This window comes from Thermostichus vulcanus str. 'Rupite' (genome assembly GCF_022848905.1).
Classification (GTDB): Bacteria; Cyanobacteriota; Cyanobacteriia; order Thermostichales; family Thermostichaceae; genus Thermostichus; species Thermostichus vulcanus_A.
Genome location: NZ_JAFIRA010000008.1, coordinates 40,438 through 56,536, shown reverse-complemented (window position 1 = coordinate 56,536; position 16,099 = coordinate 40,438). Strand labels below are relative to the sequence as shown.

The 16,099-nt window shown below is 54.6% G+C and carries 15 protein-coding genes and 1 pseudogene; 6 read left to right on the top strand and 10 right to left on the bottom strand.

Features of this window, described 5'->3' with window-relative positions; translation table 11 throughout:
* Positions 1-296: 296 nt before the first annotated feature.
* Complete coding sequence (locus tag JX360_RS05145; protein ID WP_244349559.1) at positions 297-2,678, bottom strand: phosphoketolase family protein; 2,382 nt, start codon at positions 2,676-2,678, stop codon at positions 297-299.
* A gap of 75 nt (positions 2,679-2,753) precedes the next feature.
* Between JX360_RS05145 and JX360_RS17510 the strand changes: the two genes are divergently transcribed.
* A complete protein-coding gene (locus tag JX360_RS17510) occupies positions 2,754-2,888 on the top strand; it encodes a hypothetical protein (protein WP_279611267.1) in 135 nt (44 codons plus the stop codon).
* Positions 2,889-3,036: 148 nt separating this feature from the next.
* Positions 3,037-3,716: pseudogene (locus JX360_RS17840) on the top strand (Uma2 family endonuclease).
* Positions 3,717-3,769: 53 nt separating this feature from the next.
* On the opposite strand, the gene JX360_RS05135 reads toward JX360_RS17840, so the two are convergent.
* The 5 genes from JX360_RS05135 to JX360_RS05115 all read right to left on the bottom strand — a co-directional run bounded on the left by JX360_RS05135 (position 3,770) and on the right by JX360_RS05115 (position 8,372).
* Positions 3,770-4,630 (bottom strand): DMT family transporter, encoded by an 861-nt coding sequence (locus JX360_RS05135; RefSeq protein ID WP_244349524.1) that lies wholly within the window; start codon positions 4,628-4,630, stop codon positions 3,770-3,772.
* A gap of 82 nt (positions 4,631-4,712) precedes the next feature.
* Positions 4,713-5,279, bottom strand: a complete 567-nt coding sequence (locus JX360_RS05130; protein WP_244349523.1) for a methylated-DNA--[protein]-cysteine S-methyltransferase — start codon at positions 5,277-5,279, stop codon at positions 4,713-4,715.
* A 60-nt stretch (positions 5,280-5,339) separates the two neighbouring features.
* Positions 5,340-5,486 (bottom strand): hypothetical protein, encoded by a 147-nt coding sequence (locus JX360_RS05125; RefSeq protein ID WP_244349522.1) that lies wholly within the window; start codon positions 5,484-5,486, stop codon positions 5,340-5,342.
* A gap of 91 nt (positions 5,487-5,577) precedes the next feature.
* Entirely contained in the window at positions 5,578-6,216 is a 639-nt protein-coding gene (locus JX360_RS05120; protein WP_244349521.1) for a type I restriction endonuclease, read from the bottom strand.
* Positions 6,217-6,329: 113 nt separating this feature from the next.
* The gene (locus tag JX360_RS05115; protein ID WP_244349520.1) at positions 6,330-8,372 is read right to left on the bottom strand and encodes a ribonuclease catalytic domain-containing protein; all 2,043 of its coding nucleotides are present in this window, start codon (positions 8,370-8,372) and stop codon (positions 6,330-6,332) included.
* Between the two features lie 462 nt (positions 8,373-8,834).
* Here JX360_RS05115 and JX360_RS05110 point away from each other — a divergent pair, with 462 nt between their 5' ends.
* The 3 genes from JX360_RS05110 (at position 8,835) to JX360_RS05100 (ending at position 11,548) form a co-directional block, all read left to right on the top strand.
* Positions 8,835-9,473 carry a response regulator transcription factor gene (locus JX360_RS05110; protein ID WP_244349519.1) on the top strand — a complete coding sequence of 213 codons (639 nt, stop codon included), beginning with the start codon at positions 8,835-8,837 and terminating at the stop codon, positions 9,471-9,473.
* A 119-nt stretch (positions 9,474-9,592) separates the two neighbouring features.
* Complete coding sequence (locus tag JX360_RS05105; RefSeq protein WP_244349518.1) at positions 9,593-10,195, top strand: sulfite oxidase-like oxidoreductase; 603 nt, start codon at positions 9,593-9,595, stop codon at positions 10,193-10,195.
* A gap of 138 nt (positions 10,196-10,333) precedes the next feature.
* The gene (locus JX360_RS05100; RefSeq protein ID WP_244349517.1) at positions 10,334-11,548 is read left to right on the top strand and encodes a Coenzyme F420 hydrogenase/dehydrogenase, beta subunit C-terminal domain; all 1,215 of its coding nucleotides are present in this window, start codon (positions 10,334-10,336) and stop codon (positions 11,546-11,548) included.
* Positions 11,549-11,611: 63 nt separating this feature from the next.
* Here the strand turns inward: JX360_RS05100 and JX360_RS05095 are convergent, their stop codons facing one another.
* The 3 genes from JX360_RS05095 to JX360_RS05085 form a co-directional block, all read right to left on the bottom strand.
* A complete protein-coding gene (locus JX360_RS05095) occupies positions 11,612-12,226 on the bottom strand; it encodes a hypothetical protein (RefSeq protein WP_244349516.1) in 615 nt (204 codons plus the stop codon).
* Positions 12,227-12,373: 147 nt separating this feature from the next.
* Positions 12,374-13,285: a S1 RNA-binding domain-containing protein gene (locus JX360_RS05090; protein ID WP_244349558.1), complete on the bottom strand. Its 912-nt coding sequence runs from the start codon at positions 13,283-13,285 to the stop codon at positions 12,374-12,376.
* A 100-nt stretch (positions 13,286-13,385) separates the two neighbouring features.
* The gene (locus tag JX360_RS05085) at positions 13,386-13,826 is read right to left on the bottom strand and encodes an RrF2 family transcriptional regulator (protein ID WP_244349515.1); all 441 of its coding nucleotides are present in this window, start codon (positions 13,824-13,826) and stop codon (positions 13,386-13,388) included.
* A 134-nt stretch (positions 13,827-13,960) separates the two neighbouring features.
* Between JX360_RS05085 and JX360_RS05080 the strand changes: the two genes are divergently transcribed.
* Positions 13,961-14,962, top strand: a complete 1,002-nt coding sequence (locus tag JX360_RS05080) for an AAA family ATPase (protein WP_244349514.1) — start codon at positions 13,961-13,963, stop codon at positions 14,960-14,962.
* Positions 14,963-15,050: 88 nt separating this feature from the next.
* Here the strand turns inward: JX360_RS05080 and JX360_RS05075 are convergent, their stop codons facing one another.
* Positions 15,051-16,091 carry an ABC transporter permease gene (locus JX360_RS05075; protein ID WP_244349513.1) on the bottom strand — a complete coding sequence of 347 codons (1,041 nt, stop codon included), beginning with the start codon at positions 16,089-16,091 and terminating at the stop codon, positions 15,051-15,053.
* Positions 16,092-16,099 lie beyond the last annotated feature (8 nt).

Sequence of the window (16,099 nt, the reverse complement as noted above, 5' to 3'; positions counted from 1 at the left end):
GCAGAAGGTGGATCCCCTGGCTCCATAGACTCTGGGGTTAATAAAGAGTCCGTCCCGCTGACGCGATCAGCAGAGGGATCCGGAGCGGACCACTCCGACTCAGCTGAACCAGATGCTGAATTAGACCAAGAGACGGGTACGGGATCCTTCACAGCCACAGCCTCCAACACACCACAACAGCCACCCCAAAAAAAGCTCCGGCAAGAGAGAGCCCAGAAAAACTCTATCCCGCCAGAGGCTCAGATGCGAACGTTCGTTGTGTAAGGATCCCTTGGAATTGACCTAGGGTTCACCCCTCAATAGGGCCATTTCCAGTTGCGCACCTCCGGCATGTCTTCTCCGTACTGGTGGATGTATTGCTTGTGCTCGACAAACTTGTTGTGGATGATCTGCTTGATATGGGCCCGCTCGTATTTGAAGCGATCCACCCGATCCAACACGTCATCTGCCAGGCTAAAGCGATCCACCTCGTTGAGGACACACATATCAAACGGTGTGGTGGTGGTGCCTTCCTCCTTGTAACCGCGCACGTGCAGGTTGTTGTGGTTGGGACGGCGGTAGGTGAGGCGGTGGATTAACCAGGGATAGCCGTGGAAGGCAAACACAATCGGCTTATCGGGAGTGAAGATGCTGGCGTAATCCACATCGCTAATGCTGTGGGGGTGCTCACCGGGGGGTTGCAACTTCATCAGGTTGACCACATTCACCACCCGAATCTTGATATCCGGCAGGTGCTGCCGCAAGAAGTCTACCGCCGCCAAGGTTTCCATCGTTGGGACATCGCCACAGCAAGCCATGACCACATCCGGCTCTGAGCCTTGATCGTTGCTGGCCCATTCCCAAATGCCCAGACCTTGGGTGCAGTGCTTAATGGCTGCATCCATATCCAGATATTGCAGGGCCGGTTGTTTACCTGCCACCACCACGTTCACATAGTGGCGACTGCGCAGACAGTGATCGGTTACCGAGAGCAGGGTATTGGCATCGGGGGGCAGATACACCCGAATCACATCGGCTTTTTTGTTAACCACATGATCCAAAAAGCCGGGATCCTGGTGGCTAAATCCATTGTGATCCTGCCGCCACACATGGGAGGTGAGCAGGTAGTTGAGGGAGGGGATCGGTCGCCGCCAGGGAATATGTCGGGTGGTTTTCAGCCATTTGGCGTGCTGATTGAACATGGAATCCACTAGGTGGATAAAGGCTTCGTAGCAGGAGAAAAAGCCGTGTCGCCCTGTTAACAGGTAGCCCTCCAGCCAGCCCTGACAGGTATGCTCACTCAGGATCTCCATCACCCGCCCATCGGGGGAGAGATGCTCGTCGTAGTCGTAGGTTTCTGCCACCCAGGTGCGGTCGCTGGCTTCAAACACTGCATTCCAGCGGTTGGAGGCGGTTTCGTCCGGGCCAAAGATGCGGAAGTTGCGCTGATCTTGGTTCAGCTTCATCACATCCCGCAAAAACTGCCCCATGATGCGAGTGGCTTCTGCTTCAGTAGTACCGGGATGAGGCACAGGCACAGCATAACGACGGAAATCCGGCATTTTCAAATCTCGCGTCAGCAGACCACCGTTGGCGTGGGGCAGTGCTCCCATGCGCTTTTCCCCTTGGGGTGCCAGTTCTTGCAACTCGGGGATGAGGCGACCGTTTTCATCGAAGAGTTCTTCCGGCTTGTAGCTGCGCATCCAGTTTTCCAGTATTTGCAGATACTCGGGCTTGGAGGCCACTTCCGCCAGGGGCACTTGGTGAGAGCGCCAGAAATCTTCGGTTTTTTTGCCGTCCACTTCTTTCGGGCCTGTCCATCCTTTCGGGGTTCTCAGGATGATCATCGGCCATTGCGGACGAGTGGGATCCCCTTTGCTGCGGGCGTTGTGCTGGATCTCCTGGATTTCATGGATAACGGTATCCAGGGTGGCGGCCATCAGTTGGTGCATTTCCGCCGGATCCGACCCTTCCACAAAGTAGGGCTTGTAACCGTACCCCACAAACAGGCTTTGCAACTCCTCCCGGCTGAGACGGGCCAAAATCGTGGGATTGGCGATCTTGTAGCCGTTCAGGTGCAAAATCGGCAGCACTGCGCCATCGTGGATCGGGTTAAGGAATTTGTTGGAGTGCCAGGAGGTGGCCAGAGGGCCGGTTTCCGCTTCGCCATCCCCCACCACACAAGCCACCAGCAAGTCGGGGTTATCGAAGGCTGCCCCAAAGGCATGAGAAAGGGCGTAGCCCAATTCCCCCCCTTCGTGAATGGAGCCGGGGGTTTCGGGGGCAACATGGCTCGGGATCCCGCCGGGGAAGGAGAACTGCTTGAAGAGTTTGCGCAGTCCTTCTGTATCTTGGCCGATGTTTGGATACACCTCGCTGTAGGTGCCTTCCAGATAGGTATTGGCCACCAAGCCGGGCCCACCATGTCCGGGGCCGGTGATGTAGAGAATGTTGAGGTGATCCCGTTTGATGATGCGGTTGAGATGGACGTAGATGAAGTTCAGTCCCGGTGTGGTGCCCCAGTGCCCCAACAGGCGCGGCTTGACGTGCTCCAGTTTGAGAGGCTCCCGCAAGAGGGGATTATCCATGAGGTAAATTTGACCGACGGACAAGTAGTTGGCAGCCCGCCAGTAGGCATCGATTTTCTGCAGTTGGTCAGCGCTAAGGGGTTTTGTTGAGAGCTGTTCTGCCAGAACCATAACCAGACCCATAGGTATCTATACCCCCATGGTGGTTCAGGTTTCATGAATGCTGCGGGGATCTTGTAATCTCTTTTGAATTGGGATTGGGTTGGGAAGGGAACCGCTGCTGGGATCCTGCCGATGGGGATCCCTGGTTTTGCTTCTGCCCAAGAGCATCCCGTTGTTCCAGCGAGTTTGGCCAGCTCTGAATATTCTGGGATCCCCTAAAATCTAGGCTAGAGCCTCCTGTATACAAGAGTCCCTCTGGGCTGGCTATCCTTGAGGTTGAGTTGCTCTGGCTGCTGTGTCTTCTTCTGCCACCACTGACTTCTTTCCCAACCTACAGACCTCTCCACCACCGGAAGAGGCTGAAGATATTGTGTGGCCTCCCTGCAACCTTGACAGCGACGAACCCCCCTTGGAAACCGATCTTCATCGAGAGCAAATCGACCTGCTGATCCGCTTGCTCAAATGCTTATGGCGTGAGCGGGAAGACTTCTATGCCTCGGGTACCCTGACAATCTACTACAGCCCTACTCAAGTCAAATCCAGAGACTTTAGAGGCCCAGACTTTTTGTTGTTTTAAACACCGAGAAACGGCCCCGCAAAAGTTGGACAGTGTGGGAAGAGGGGGGGAAGTATCCCAATCTGATTGTGGAGTTACTTTCAGAATCTACTGCAATTACCGACCGCACCCTGAAAAAGGAGCTTTACCAGGATATTTTTCGCACCCCCGACTATTTTTGGTTTGACCCGCAAAGTCTGGAATTTGAAGGCTTTCACCTCGTGGATGGCAAGTACCAACCCCTTTCTCCCACAGAACAAGGTTGGCTTTGGAGCGAACAGCTGGGCCTTTATTTGGGTATTCATGAGCATCAACTGCGGTTTTTTACCCCTCAGGGATCCCTAGTGGCTAGCCCAGAGGAAGCTGCTGTGGCTGCGCAGAACCAGTTAGAGGCCACCCAACGGCAAGTGGATTTGGAATATCAGCGGAATCAGCGCCTTCTGGCCAAGCTGCAGGAGTTGGGTGTTGATCCCGATCCTATTCTTGATTGAAGATCTTAGGGTGCCTCATGAAGTCTCGGAGGATCTTCTCCAACTGAGCAACCCTAGGATCTACGCAGGACGAGCATCGTTCCCAACAGCACCAACCCACACCCCAGCAGCATCGAAACCGTCACTGCTTCCCCCAAAAACAGGGCTCCCCACAGCAAGCCAAACACAGGCACCAAGAAGGTAACGGTCAAGGCTTTGGTGGGGCCAATATCGGCGATTAACTGAAAGTAAAACAGATAGGCCACGGCACTGCAGAGCAACGACAACCCCAGCACATTCAACCCAATCACGGCTGTAAAAGGCCCTGTCGGGGGAGCGAAAGGCACCAAAGGCAAGAGCACCAACCCTGCCGCAATTTGGCTACCGGCTGCAATTCCCATCGGTTTAATGTGTTGGGCAAAGCGTTTCAAGTAAACCCCGGCCAACCCATAACACATTGAGGCCACCAAGCAGGCTGCCATTGCCCACCCAAACCACTGGGAAAATGCTGTGCTAAGGCCTGCCCGACTGACCAAAGCCACTCCCGCCAACCCCAAAAGCAAACCCAAGCCTTTGCTGAAGCTGAAGGATTCCCCCAGCCAAATCACCCCGAAAATCGCCCCAAACAAGGGCGCGCTGGCATTGAAGATAATCGAATAAGCGGCGGGAATATGTTGTGCGGCAAAGGAAAACAGCAAAAAAGGTAGGGCAGAATTGATCGTTCCAATGATTAGGTATTGCCGCCAATGCTCTTTCCATCCCACCGGAAAGCGAATTAACCCAAAATAAAGCGTTAGGGCAATCCCCGCCAACATCACCCGCAGCTCTGCGGTCAACACTGGCCCCAACACAGGCGCAATGACCCGCATAAAAATGAAGGAAAATCCCCAAATAGCGGACAGCAGGAGCAAGCGTAAAACATCTCTCAATTGCATGGACAGGGATCCCGGTTCTGTATAGTCATCAATAAAATCAATAAAGTCATCAACTCGTGAAATGGCCTGATATCACCTGATATCAATAGAGCAAACTCAACTGAGCGTGTGCAGAGCAGTTGCCCAGCGGTACCCCTTCATGGGCCAAAAGCCAGCGTTTGCGCTCCAACCCGCCTGCATACCCCGTCAGATCTGCCCCTGCACCGATAACGCGATGACAGGGGATGACAATGGCGATGGGGTTGAGGGCATTGGCCATGCCCACCGCTCGTGCCCCATGGCGGTTACCCAGTTGAGCGGCCAGCTCCCCGTAGGTGCGGGTTTCTCCAACCGGGATCCCGCGTAGTGCCTGCCATACCTGCTGCTGAAAGGAGGTACCGCCCGGATTCACTGGCACCGCCTGGATGGGATCCCATTCCCCGGCAAAATAGGCCCGTACGGCTTCTCTCACCCCCTGTGGATTCGCCTCAGGGATCCAATCTACGGCACGGAAGCGTTTTTCGAGTCGTTGCCGCAGGCCCTGCTCAAAGGGGGAAAACTCTACAGCCACCAGAGCCTGCCCATCCGAAACCAGGATCAGGTCAGCCTCAAGGGCGGTCGGGATCCCGTTGGTGAGGCGATCCCAGTACAAGGGGGTTACGGACGACATCTTCAGGATCCTATTTGGGTAAGGAGCAAATCCTAAGCTAAGAGGGAGAGTGGGGATAGGTTAGCAGGGGGAGTGAAGATGCATCGCCGCATAGGCGGGTCGCCAATGTTGAGCATAAACCTCCAGTTGCTTGCGAGTCAGCGGGGATCCCTGGCTTGCAGGGCTCGATTGTTCTGGATCCAGTTGCATGTCTTCACCCTGATTCACACCTGCTGTTCCAAACTACGGAACTCTGCGGCAAAGGGCTGGCTGTTTTCGGCAGTGAATTTGCTAAAGGTGCCCCAGAAGAGAAAAAGTCTCAACGACTGTTAGGGAGCACTTGGTTTCCCAAATGCTTCAGAATTGGCAGCACGGAATACAGCTCATTATCAGGATTCAACAAAGAAAAGAGTCGGGAATTTGCGTATGCAGCAACAGGCTGGCGAGTCGCTTTGAGAAAGATAAACTCGTTGCCGTTGGTAATCATGCCGAAGCTAGGCTGAACAGCATCGGGGTTGGCCAACATATAAGTAAGGAGTTGTGGAATTGCCCGCGCTACCGAAAAATCACTTCGTTTGGATTCGATTACCAATAACCAAAGCCGATCCCTCAAGATCAACACATCCATTCGTCCGTGAATGATTAAGCCTTCATCTTCCAATTTCACATCAATGCTGGTTTCTGTTTCTATGCGAAAGGGGTTCTGATAAAAACCTGCTAGATCTAAAAGAGGGGCTAACACCACCAACTTCACAGTATTTTCTAGGAGCGGCGGGTCTTCCATCAGATGTAGAAAATTATCTTTGACTCGATCGAGAACAACTTTCTCATTCTCGGTAACGGTCGTATCCACTTCCCTCCATTCTCCGAAGAAAGCGGGATCCGTCGCCAACTGCAACCCAAAAGCCTGTTTGAGCTGCCGCAGGGTGACTTCTGTTGCTAGGGTCGTTTGGCTCATGGATGCTTGCTCCTTTCAGTGCCCCCGGATCCTAAAGGCTGCTGGGATCCTCGACGCAGGATCATTCCAAGTTCTGTTCTAGCTCCTGACCTTGATTGTGCTGTTGTTGGCTGTTACTCTTCCACCTGCCGCAATTCGATGACATCTGCACGGGGATCCGCTTTCAGCACTTCGAGTTCAATCCAAGCCCCAAGGGGGATTTGACGTTCTAACCTCACAGGCACCCGAAAGGCGATTTCATCCAGCATCACCAGCACCAAATTCTCGTGCTCCCGCAGATAGCCCAGCACCAAAGCCCGCCATACCTGGCCCGGTCGCAGGCGCAGATATTCGATGCTCCAGTAGCGTTTGGATTTGCGCTCCACCTGAACAGCTTCGGCAGTACCCGGCTCCAAAGCCAGCAACAACTGCTGCACATCCGACTCTGTCAAAGGCAAGGGATCCCCCTGCAAAAAGGCTTTGATCTGGTAGTGAGCCAGCAAATCCGCATAGCGGCGAATCGGGGAGGTCACCTGACAGTAGGCATCCAGGCCCAATCCTGTGTGGCGTCCGGGTTGGGTGGCCACTTCCGCCCGCGATAGGCAACGCATGATGGCAAAGGAGCGCACAGGCCCTTGGGGATAGAGATCCAGGGTTTCAGGGGAAGGCAAATCGGGAGCTGGCTGCAGGCGATAGGGCACCGGGATCCCATTTTGGTGGGTGAAGCGGGCCGCCACATCCCCGGTCAACACCATCATTTCCGCCACCATCTGCCGCGCAGGAGTATCTTCGATCACCCGCAGATGTGGGATCTCGTCAATCACCTTGATATCTTGTTCCGGTAGGCCAATCTGGATGGCCCCCTGACTCATGCGCCAAGCGTAGCGCCACTGAGCTGCCCGTGCAATAGCGGTAAGTTCCGCTTCGGCCCCCAGCTCTAGCATCTCGTCCGCATCTTCGTAGGTGAGGCGGTAGGTGACTTTGATTTGGCTAAGGCAAATTTCAAACTCCCGCACCTGGCCATCGGATCCCAGCACAATGCCAAAGCTAAGGGCAGGCCGAACTTCCCCTTGTACCAAGCTCATCGGGCCAGTCGACAGTTGCGGCGGGAACATCGGGATGACTTGTTCGGGCAGATACACACTCGTACCCCGCTTACGGGCCTCCACATCGAGGGGATCCCCCCACTGCACCCAGCGGCTGGGGTCGGCAATGTGGATCCACAGTTTCACCTGCTCTTCAGACCAAGACTCGATACTGAGGGCATCGTCAATATCGCGGGTACTGGCATCGTCGATGGTGTAGGTGTGAAGCTGGGTGAGATCGCGGCGGGGTATGGGCAAGTTTTCAGGCGGGGGATCCTCCAGCAAGGTTTGAGTATAGTGCTCCACCTCCTTTGGGAATTGGGTCGGGATCCCGGTCAGGCGTAGGGCCAGGTTTTCGTGGCGGCTCCACAAGCCCAGAGCAATCAGCGCATCGAAGGCCCCTTGAGGGGTAGCGGGAAAGCCCATCTGTTCCAGCAGTTGCGAGGCCCGTTCCCGATCCGAGACGTTGAGGTTGTGGGAAAGATCGTCGTGGCTGCGAATCGCTGCCGCTGCCCCCTGCAAAGCCAATCGCTCCAGCAACTCCAACCGTGCCCGTTCGGCAGCAGTCCAGGCATATCCTTGCCCAGGATGGGCCAAAGCCTGTTGCACATGGGCTTCAAACTCCGCCTGTTCCTGCTGCCGTTGTTGGGTAACCGCAATCTGATGCAAAATCTCCTTCACCTGAGCTGGAGTACGCGGTTCGTAGCCTTCCCCTTTCGGCTTGAAATAGGTGCGATCGTCGCTGAGTAGGCGGTAGGTGGCGTAGGTAGAAATGGGGGAGTCATCGGAAAACAACAACTGGGCCATCTCAGACAGACTGAGAGTGTGGCGGTCTTCTTGCACCAGTTCCCAGGCAACCGCCAGACTCTCGGGATCCAATTTGGCTTGTACGGCTTCCCAAAAGCCGGGAATATCAGAAGCGGTAAAGCTGGAGCCGCCATTCAGAGCAAAGGTAATCTGACGGGGATGAACGCTGTGGACTTGACCCGAAGAGACCCCCAGCAACAGGTTTTTCTTGCCTTCTGTGCCCTGAACCACCGCCAACACACGGTCGCTATTGTGACGAAACTCCACCAGCGTGCCCTTTTCCACCCTGTTTTCCTCGGCTCAGGCTTTTCTCCCATTCTCCATCAGCTCCGTTCATCTGCCCATGTGCAGGCATACTGGGACATAAGAGCGTGAGTTGTAACAAAACAGTGCTGGCTGGGCAAAGTCCAAAGACAACATCAAAGAATGGGGTTCCTGGATCTGACTGGATCTGAACTGTGAGGAAACCTCTGAAGCAGCCCGATGCAGTGGTTAAGCCTTTGAGGTTGGGCGAACTCACGTCTGCTGATAACTTGCCAATTTTGTATAAAAGATGTATAAGGGAACATCTACATATGTCGGCAGGTTTGGGTTAAATTTTAGCGACAGAGGTTCAGTAAACTATCGGATCCCTGGGTATCCCTGGGTATTATAGTTGTGGGCCGAGATCGTGGGGGGCAATCTTGTCCTTTCTCTCGTGCGCTCCTCTTCAGCCCTCTAAGTTTTGAAGCAAGCAAAAGGCGAACTGTGGATAACCCAAAGCGTTTGTTGCTCATTGATGATGACCCGAACTTGATCCTCCTGGTTAAGGACTACCTGGAGTTTCGCGGCTATGAAGTGATCCCAGCCAGCAACGGTCGAGAGGGGCTAGAGGCGATGCGTAACTTTACCCCTGACCTGATCATCTGTGACGTGATGATGCCGGAGATGGACGGCTACACCTTTGTGGAGACGATTCGAGCGAATTCTGCCACCGATTGGGTGCCGGTGATCTTTTTGTCGGCACGCGGGCAAACGGCGGATCGGGTACGCGGCCTCACCACAGGGGCGGATGTTTACATGGTTAAGCCCTTTGAACCAGAAGAATTGGTAGCCCAGGTGGAGTCTTCTTTGAAACATACGGATCGCTTGTTGCAAATGCAAAATATCGGCATTCAACCGATCATGAAACTGGATCGGGAAATTGACCTCACTCCAACGGAAACGAAAGTGATCCAATATGTGGCTAAGGGGATGTCCAATCGGGAGATCGCGGATGCTCTTGGGGTAAGCCAGCGCACCATCGAAAGCCATGTCAGCAACATGTTGGGTAAAACTGGCCTCCACAACCGTACGGAATTGGCGCGTTGGGCCATGGAAAGTGGGTTGGGCAAAAACCGAGTTTAAGCGATTTCTGTCTTCTCGCAGGGTTCTCTCACCCTGTCGAGGGCTTTTGGGGATAGGGTGGGTAGTAGCGACGCTTGGACTCCGTTCCGCTGACGGGAACGCAGAGCAAGGGGGATAGGGTGGGCAAGTTTTTTCAAAAGTTGGTTGGAGAGGATCCCTTGTCTGGCCGAGTGCCTCCTGGGCAGCATTTGGCGCGGGGCTTTCCCGTTTTCACCTACGGGGATACCCCGGTGATCCAGCCGGAAGAATGGCAGTTGCGCATTTGGGGATGCGTAGAAAAAGAGGTGGTGATTACCTGGGAGGATCTGCTGGCGCTGCCCCAACACACCTTCACGGCAGATTTTCACTGTGTCACCCGCTGGTCGAAGCTGGATGTAACCTGGGCGGGGGTGCGCATCCCCGATTTGTTGGCGGCGGTGTCGATTCGTCCTGAGGCCAAGGCGGTGATGCAACATTGTTACGGCGGCTACACCACCAACCTGACCCTAGAGGAGTTCATCCGTCCCGAAAACTATATTGTGCATACCCTAGAAGGGGAGCGGCTCCCGGTGGATCATGGCGGCCCGGTGCGGACTCTGATACCCCATCTCTACGCCTGGAAAAGTGCCAAGTGGATTAGCGGCCTGGAGTTTCTCCCAGAAGATCAACCGGGTTTTTCGGAACGCAACGGCTACCACATGCGCGGCGAACCTTGGTCGGAAGAACGCTACAGCGATCTGTGATCCTGCCATGCCTACGGGGGCGGGAGGTGCAGCATCTAGAGGGTTATCCTTTGCCGGGGATCCCTTATCTTATAGTTCTTTACCCTCTGCAGGAGGTTTTGACCCCAAACTGAAGGAGGTGCTTTTCCTGAAGACTCCATGGGATCCCGTTCCTCACGTCCAGCCCGACCCATCCGTTCCGGCCACTACCCTGCCAAAGAGCTGTGCAGCCAGTGCGGCCTTTGCGATACCCATTACGTGGCGCAGGTCAAAGAAGCCTGTGCGTTCTTAAAACAGCAATTTACGGAATTGGAGGAACAAACCCACGGACGGTCGCGGGAATCGGTACGGACGGGATCCCCAACCTCGGAGGTTTCGGATACCGATTACTTCGGCATTTACGAAGAGATGTTCACGGCCCGCAAACGGGATCCGATCGAGGGAGCCCAGTGGACAGGCATTGTCAGCAGCATCGGCATGAAAGCACTCAATACCGGCTTGGTGGAGGGGGTGGTGTGCGTGCAAGCGGATGCGCAGGATCGCTTTAAGCCGCAACCGATTTTGGCGCGTACCCCCGAGGAAGTTTTGGCGGCACGGGTCAATAAACCGACGTTATCCCCCAATTTGTCTGTTTTGGAACAGGTGGAGCAAAGCGGCCTAAAACGGCTGTTGGTAATCGGGGTGGGTTGTCAAATTCAAGCCTTGCGGGCGGTAGAGAAAAGGCTAGGTCTAGAAAAACTCTACGTATTGGGCACCCCTTGTGTGGATAATGTTAGCCGGGCCGGGTTGCAAAAATTTCTGGAAACCACCAGCCGCTCCCCAGATACGGTTGTGCATTATGAATTCATGCAGGATTTCCGCGTCCATTTCAAGCACGAAGATGGCTCAGTGGAAAAGGTGCCCTTTTTTGGCCTCAATACCAAGCAATTAAAGGATGTTTTTGCCCCCTCCTGCCTCAGTTGTTTTGACTATGTGAATGCCTTGGCGGATCTGGTGGTGGGCTATATGGGATCCCCGTTGGGCTGGCAATGGTTGGTGGTGCGCAATCGGCGTGGGCGAGAATTGCTGGAGCTGGTGTGGGAGGATCTGGAAACGCAGCCGGTAGTATCCAAGGGATCCCGGCAGGCTGCTGTTCAACAAGGGATCCAAGCCTACGATCAAGCCATGACCTTGCCGATGTGGTTGGCCCACCTCATGGGAGCAGTTATTGAACGGATTGGACCGCAGGGGTTGGAATATGCCCGCTTTTCCATTGATTCCCATTTCACCCGCAACTATCTGTATGTCCGCCGCCACTATCCGGAAAAGCTAGAACACCATGTTCCTGCCTTTGCTCGGCGCATTGTCGGTCAGTACCGCTTGCCCAAAACATAAACAAAGATAAATAAAAATAGAGAGAAAGTTTGGATCCCTAGATAAGACTGCAGAACCCAGGAGCTACAGTCCAGAGTTTGGGAAAAAGAGAACCTTAGCAACAGCGCCCAATGTACCTCCAATAGCGGCCAGGAGCACACCTCGATTGAAAAACTCCTGGTTGTCCACCCGCTTGTTCATTCCATCCATCCTGCTGGCTAAGGTTTCCTCCACCCGTCGCAAATCCCCATCGATTCGCTTAAACTCCCCTCTCACCTCCGTGAAGCCTACTTCCATTCGCTTGTCGAGGGCATCTATTTTCTTCTCAAGAGCTGCGTACTGAGTTTCTATTTTTTTATCCAGCTCTGAGTATCCCACCTCTATCTTCTTGTCGAGGGCTGCGTACTGAGCTTCTATTTTTTTATCCAGCTCTGAGTACCTCACCTCTATCTTCTTGTCGAGGGCTGCGTACTGAGTTTCTATTTTCTTATCCAGCTCCGAGTATCCCACCTCTATCTTCTTGTCGAGGGCTGTGTACTGAGCTTCTATTTTCTTATCCAGCTCCGAGTATCCCACCTCTATCTTCTTGTCGAGGGTGGAGAAACCTTCCTCAATCCGCGTCATTCGCTCGCCAAGTCCTGTCACCTGCTGGGCCAGGAGCACCAGTAAGTCTTTGATTTCCTGATTGGTATCGCTCACAGGCTTAACGCTTTGGGCTGAACGGTTGACCCAACTATAGCGCAGCATTGACTGACGAAATTGAGCTTGATTCTAGTGGGGGAAAGGGATCCCTGCCCATTAGGAATACCCCCCTGTGCCGCGATAGCAAGGTTGCATCAGATAGCTTCAGATAACTTTGCCGTCAGTCGTGATTTTCCCTTTTAACTTACTGGCACGTTCTTCCGCTTCATCCATAACCACCGCTAGTTGCTCTAACACCTCGCCAGGATGCTTCTCCAAGACCCGCGTCGAAAGGGCCATCCGTCCTTTGGCTTCATCCAGGTCGATCACGACTGCTTTGATCAACTGGCCAGGCTTAAACAAATCCGGCAGAGAGGCCACAAAACTTTGGCTCACTTGTTTGATGTGTAGCAGGCCGGTTACCCCTTCCAAATCCACGAATACTCCGAAGGGCTTCAGACCACTCACCTTGCCCTCCACCACCTGGCCAATCTCATAACGGCCCAAGTTCTCGGCTTGAGCTGCCACCCGTTGCGACAGCACCAGCTTGTTGGCTTCTGCATTCACTTCGATAAAGCCTGCGGTCAGGGATTGCCCCACCAGCTCCTTGAGATCTTCCCGTTGGTTGAGGTGAGAGCGGGGAATAAAGCCGCGCAACCCCTGTACATCCACCAGCACCCCACCCTTGTTGGTGCCGATGACCGGAACCGTCACCGTCTGGCCGTTGGCTTGCTTCTGGGCCAGTTCCTCCCAGATCAGCTTCAGTTGCAAGCGACGCACCGAGAGCAGCATCTGTCCATCGCGGTCTTCTCGCACAATGAGAAACTCGGCTTCCGTTTTCAGGGGGAACAGCTCGCTCAAATCCTCCACTGGGCGGATCCCTGCTTCCCGCAAGGGCAAAAAGGCCGGAGATTTGCCGCCAATATCCACCAAGGCACCGTCATTTTGATGTTGGAAGATGCGACCACGCACCACCTGTCCCGGTCGAAAGTCGAGGTTTTGCGCGTCTAAAGCCTGGGCAAAATCTTCCGAGGAAAAAGAATCAGCAGCCTGAGAGCGAGGAGATTGGACGGTCATGGAAATAGGGTCAGTCAAAAAACAATGCGCTTCAGGATAACCCAAAACTTGCCAGGGATCCCAGCCTGTCTTGAACAGTCCTGGGATGGGTGGGGTGGGTTCAGATGTAGTACATCAGGTTGGCTCGTTGCTGTTGCGCTTGCTGGTCGCACAGGTCTTGAAGGGTAGTCTTTTGCAGAATAGCAACTGCGGCAGCCTGTACATCCTGCCAAACTTTGAGGAGCACCTCCCGCTCGGGGGTGGGATCCGCTGTGGGTAACTCGCGGGAGCGGGTCAGATCTTCCCCTTCGATGGCCTGGATCACGTCCAGCAGAGAGATCGTCCAGGGTGCCCGTGCCAGAGAGTAACCGCCTTTGGCCCCCCGTTGACTGCGAACCAATCCCTGCCGACGTAAGGTGGCCAGTAACTGCTCTAGGTAGCGGTCGGGAATCGACTGATGGGCGGCGATTTCTTTAATTTGCAAGACTTGTCCATCATTGTGGTGCTGAGCCAATTCCAGGAGAGCCAGTAGAGCGTATTCACTTTTACAAGACAGTTCCAAGGTTCAAATCCTTAGTGGGGGCATCCAATCTTATGATACTCCGGTTTGCCACTGGGGTTTGTCAGGATTCCATCTCCTGTTGAGGAGGGGGATCCGACCTGTATGGTGGATATAGGCTCCTTTTGGAATGAGTGATGGCTGCTGTCCCTACCCTGTCTGCTTCGGGTTCAACGCGGATCCCGGCAGAAGCCTTACAGGTGTTACACCAACAAATTGGTCGGCTGAAGGCGAATGTCGAATCGGTGTTTCAGGGCAAGTCTCAGGTGGTGTGGGCGGTCGTCACCGCCTTGGTTGCAGGTGGCCATGTCTTGCTGGAAGATGTGCCAGGTGTGGGTAAAACCACTTTGGCTCGTGCCATAGCCCGCAGTTTGGGGGCAGATTTTCAACGCATTCAGTTCACCAGCGACCTGTTGCCGACAGATATTTTGGGTCTCACCCTGTTCAACAAAGACAAGGGCGATTTTGAATTTCGCCCCGGCCCGATTTTTGCCCATGTGATTCTAGCGGATGAGATTAACCGCACATCTCCCCGCACCCAAAGTGCTCTGCTTGAGGCAATGGCAGAAAAGCAGGTCTCGGTAGATGATCGCACCTATCCTCTGCCGGATCCCTTTATGGTTTTGGCCACCCAAAACCCGTTGGAATATCACGGCACCTATCCCCTACCTGAAAGTCAGTTGGATCGGTTTCTGGTGCGGTTGTCGATTGGTTATCCGAGTGCTGAGATCGAGCGAGCTCTCCTTTTACACCGTCAACAAGCCGAGCCAGTCGATTCCTTACAGCCAGTGCTCTCTTTGAATGAGTTGCGGCGCATTCAGTCAGCAGTGGATCAGGTGCATTTAGAGGGATCCCTGGCGGATTACCTTTTGCAGGTGGTGCAGGCCACTCGCACCTCCAAGTTGTTGCGGGCTGGGGTCTCAACGCGTGGGGCGTTGGCCTTGGCACGGGCAGCACGAGCGCAGGCTTTGGTGAATGGGCGCAGTTTTTGCTTGCCAGAGGATTTACAAGCGTTGTTCGTCTCGGTGTTGGCGCATCGGATTTCTCTGCTCGGGTCTGGAGAAATGGCTGGCAACCAACGGCAAGAGGCAGAGGCGGTGATCCGCGATATTGTTTCGTCAATCGAGCCCCCTGTTTGAATAGGAAAGGGCTGTCAATCGGGAGCTTGCTCCAACCGAGGGATCCCCACTCATTCAGGGGGGCTTGGGAGATCCCTTCAAGCTATACTCAAAACTTTCCTCCCCGTTTGCGGGTTAGTCCTGCTACCGCGGCTACTGAAAAAATCACTAGAGATTGCAAAATTTGCACCAGATCTTTGGGGGTATTGGCTAGGGTTTGCATCGCTGTTGCCCCATTGTTTAAAGCTCCAAATAGCAGTCCGGCCCATACCACTCCCAAGGGATGATTGTTTCCCACTAGGCCGACGGCAATCGCTGTAAATCCGTAGCCAGGGGAAAATTGGTCGTAAAAGCGATAATGTAACCCCAACACCTCCACTGCCCCGCCGAGCCCGGCCAAAGCCCCACTCAGCACCATCGCTCCGATCCAAACCTTAGTGACTGAAATGCCTGCATACTGAGCCGCTCCCGGACTGGAGCCGACGGTTCGCAAGCGAAAGCCAACCCGAGTCCGGAAGAGGCCAAACCCCACCAGCGCCGCCAGCCCCAAAGCCAAGAGCCACCCCCCACTCAGGCGGGTACCCGACCACAAGGGATCCAACCGGGCCGCGGCCACCAAAGGAGCTGTAGCCGGTAGGGGCCCAGAACGTAATGGCCCACTTGGCCCCACCAGATAGGCGGTTAGGCGGAAGCTGAGGTAGTTGAGCATGATGGTGGTGATCACCTCATGAGTGCCGTTGCGGGCTTTAAGGATCCCAGGTAAGAGGCCCCAAAGTCCTCCTGCCACAGCCGCCAACCCCAGACACAACGGCAAATGCAGAACACGGGGCCACCCCAAAGGTAGGGATCCCATCCATCCGGCCACCAATCCGCCCAGCACCAGTTGCCCTTCGATCCCAATGTTGAACAGCCCCGACCGAGCGGCCAAAGCAAAGGCCAGTCCCCCGAAGATCAGCGGTGTGGAGTTGACCAAGGTTTCGCTCAAGGCTGCCCCACCGCCGAAAGCCCCCTGCACCAGGGCTTGATAGGCTAGCCAGGGATCCCGTCCAGCAACCGCAATCAGGAGACCGCCCATCACAAAGGCGACCCCAAAGGTGGCCAACAGCCATACCCGCGGATCTGAGAAGGTTCCCCAAAGTCCCTTGTTCATTCCCTGCA